The following is a 3468-nucleotide window of genomic DNA, read 5'->3' as shown; positions in this document are numbered from 1 at the left end:
GGCCAACCTCGGCCAGACCTCACCGGCGTACGTGGACTGGGACGGCGACGGGATACCCGACCTCGTCGTGCTCATCGGGCGGCTGTTGCTCTTCCTGAGGAACGTCGGCACCGCCGCCGCGCCGAAGCTGCTCGGGCCGAACGAGATCCGCGCAGAAGACGGCGCGCGCGTCATCAGCCACAGAGCCAAGCCCGCGCTCGTGGACTGGGACGGCGACGGGTTGGTGGACGTCATCGGGCACGGCGAGGACTTGCAGCGGTTGATGCTCTTCAGGCGCTACCGCGACACGGCCGCGGGCGAGCTGAAGCTCCGGCCCGGCGAGCCGCTTAGGTATGCGGACGGAAGCCTGATCGTTCCCACGGAGTGGCACCGCTACACGAAGTTCTACAACGTCGGCGACTGGAAGGGCACGGGGGCCTACGACATCTTCCTTGGGGTCAGCGATCAGATCCTGCATCTGGAGAACGTCGGCACCAACGAGGCGCCGGCCTTCCTGCCGCCGGTCAGGCTGGCGGTGGATGGTGAGCCGATCAGAGTCGGCCACCACGAGTCCCTGCCCGTGCCAGTGGATTGGGACGGAACCGGCCGGCCGGACCTCTTCGTCTCCGGCGAATCGGGCCTGTTTCACCTCTTCCGCCGCGCCTACCTCGACGGCGATCACCGCCGCATCCGGTGCGAGATAGCGGAATACGAGGGTCAGGCGAAGTAGGCCCGTCCCGTCCCATCAAAAGGTGCACAGGAGAACGGCCATGCGCGTCAGAAGAACCATGCAGGGCGGGCCTGTGCCGCCGGCGGCCGTCATTTGCGTGCCCGCGCTAATCGCGCTCGCCGCCTCAGGAGGTCAACCAACTATGGCGGAATCAGTCACCCAACCCAAATCGCAGCTCGTCGTGCCCAGCACGCCCGAGCACGCCCGCAACGGCGAGGCGGATATCATTCAGCTCAAGAACGGCGACCTGCTGCTCGGCTACGGCCGCTGGGACCGCGACGGCGACGACTTCGGCCGCGCGGAGGTGTGGAGCAAGACCTCCCGCGACGGCGGCAAGACCTGGGGCGACGACCGCGTGCTCGTCCCGAACGAAGGCAAAGTGACGACGTTCGAGGTCGGCTTCCTGCGCCTCCCGGACGGCGACATCCTGATGTCGTACTGCGTCAAGGACTCGCGCGAGGACTGCTCGGTGTGCTTCCGCCGCTCCTCCGATGACGGGCAGACGTGGACCGACCGCTTCAAGTACCGCGTGCCGCCGGAATACAGCGCCTACACCGCGATCAACAACGACCGCTTGGTGCAGTTGACCGGCGGGCGCATCCTGCTGCCGGTGTACGACGGCTGGGCGCGCGGGCGGATCCTGCTCAGCTTCGTGCTCTATTCCGACGACAACGGCAAGACGTGGCGCAAGAGCGCCGACGTGGACATCCGGGACATCGCGCCCGATGACACCTGGGGCGCGGGCGAGCCGGCGGTGGTCGAGCTCAAGGACGGCCGCGTAATGATGATCATCCGCACCAACCTGGGCATCATCGCCAAGGCGTACTCGAGCGACCAGGGCGCGACGTGGAGCAAGCCGCAGCCGATCCCGGGCATGGTGTCGCAGTGAGCGCAGTAGAGCATCGCGCGCCTTCCCCAGACCGGCGACCTGCTCCTGATCTGGAACAACAACACCGCCGACCGCGACCCCCTCAACTCGGCGATCTCGAAGGACGACGGCGAGACCTGGGAGAACCTCCGCATCGTGGACTCCGGCGGCAGGCTGTGCTACACCAGCATCACGCCGGTGGACGACCGCGTGCTGCTGACCTATTACAAGTTCCCCGAGGGCCTGAAGCTGCAGTCCGTGCCGTACCAGTGGTTCTACGAGAAGGAGTGATTCGCCGCGCCGGCGGCGGGGCGTATTGCGGAGCTGCCGGGCGGGCGTTTCCAGGCCCGCCGTGGGACGCGCGTTCCGGCCGAGGAGATTCGTGCGCATCGGGATTCTGATCGCAGCGACTGTCATATCTCTGGCAATCATCACACCCCGGAGGGATGCTATGGGCGCTGGGCACAGCGAAACCCCGGCCTGGATCGGCTCGCAGGCCGGGATCAGCGAAGAGGTGCTTCCCCCGTGGACGCCGCTCGTGGTTGACCGCAGCGAGGGCGTGCTCGTCGTTTCGTGCTGGGGGCGAAGCTACGAGTTCGGCAAATGGCCGTTTCCCAGCGCCATCACGAGCGGCGGCAAGTCGCTGCTGCGCGGGCCGATTGAGGTGCGCGTGCGCCCGACCGGAAAGGTGCGGACCTGGACCTTTGAGGAGCCGGAGCTGCTCGAGGCGCGGCCCGATCGCGTCCGCCTGTCCCAGAAGGCGACGAGCAATGACCTGGTCCTGTCCGCCGAGACGACCATCGAGTACGACGGCATGATGCTCATCCGTTGGGAGCTGACACCCAAGCGCGCGGTGCCGGTGGAGCTGTTGACCTTCGAGATCCCGCTCCACTCCGAGCGGGCCAGATACATCTACTACTACCCGCACTACGAACGCTCGTGGTCCGAGCATCGCCCGGGCGAGCTGACGCCCGAAGGCTTCGTTGACAACTTTCGCCCGGTGATGTGGCTCGGCGACGAGGAGCGCGGCCTGGAATGGTTCGCCGAGTCCGACGAGAACTGGATCGCTGACGACCCGAGCCGCGTCACCGAAGTCAAGCGCGAGGGCGACCGCGTCGTGCTGCGCCTCAAGGTGGTTGACTCATCGCTCCGGCTGTCGCCCGACGGCGACCAGCCCTCGCTGTCCTACACCTTCGGTTTGCAGGCAACGCCGATCGCGCCGGTCGAGAAGGACGCCTGGGACTACCGCACGTTCCACATCTCGCAGCCGACGTTCGGCGTCGAGACGCGCCTCGATATCTCGGAATCACAGCTTGACGCCCTCAAAGCCGCCGGCGTCCGCACCGTCGCCTTCCACGAGCACTGGACCGACATCGAGTCATACACCGAGACGACCTACGGCGACCAACTGCGCCGCTTCGTCCGCGCCTGCCACGACCGCGGCATCCAGGTCCTGATCTACTTCGGCTTTCTCATCTCCGACCTCGCGCCGGAATGGCCGGCGTACGGCGACGAGTGCGTCATCCAGCCGCGCGGCGGCTACGAGCCGTACAACTATCCCCCGCAGCCCCTGCAGAACGCCTACAAGGTCTGCTATCGCAGCGTGTGGCAGGATTTCCTCGCCCACGGCATCGCCCGCCTCATGGCGGACTACGACCTCGACGGGGTGTACCTCGACGGCACCGCCGACCCCTTCGACGGCTGCGTCAACCGGAAGCACGGCTGCGGCTACGTCGCGGCCGACGGCAGCGTGCGCAACGAGGGCGACGTGCAGGTCCGGGTACCGAAGCCCTACGGCGTGCCGTTCGGCGCGCTGTTGCCGCAGCGAAGGCATGCCGACAACCTGGTCGTGCCGGTCTGCGTCAGCGCGAGCCATATCGCGTTCGGGTCG

The 3468-nt window shown here is 67.1% G+C and carries 3 protein-coding genes; all 3 read left to right on the top strand.

Annotated elements, in window-relative coordinates:
- A partial coding sequence (locus tag JSV65_09505; protein ID UCH36569.1) for a hypothetical protein occupies positions 1-709 on the top strand: 709 nt, incomplete at its 5' end.
- Between the two features lie 142 nt (positions 710-851).
- Positions 852-1598, top strand: coding sequence for an exo-alpha-sialidase (locus JSV65_09500; GenBank protein ID UCH36568.1), 747 nt, complete (start codon positions 852-854; stop codon positions 1596-1598).
- A gap of 430 nt (positions 1599-2028) precedes the next feature.
- Positions 2029-3468, top strand: a 1440-nt coding sequence (locus JSV65_09495) for an FAD-dependent oxidoreductase (GenBank protein ID UCH36567.1), incomplete at its 3' end; no start/stop codon positions are given.

It is taken from the genome of Armatimonadota bacterium (assembly GCA_020354555.1).
Taxonomy (GTDB): domain Bacteria; phylum Armatimonadota; class Hebobacteria.
This window is presented reverse-complemented; position numbering and strand designations above follow the sequence as displayed.

What these genes read in the sequence shown, in the direction of transcription:
- JSV65_09500 (UCH36568.1), top strand. Translation starts at nt 852, where the DNA reads ATGGCGGAATCAGTCACCCAACCCAAATCGCAGCTCGTCGTGCCCAGC.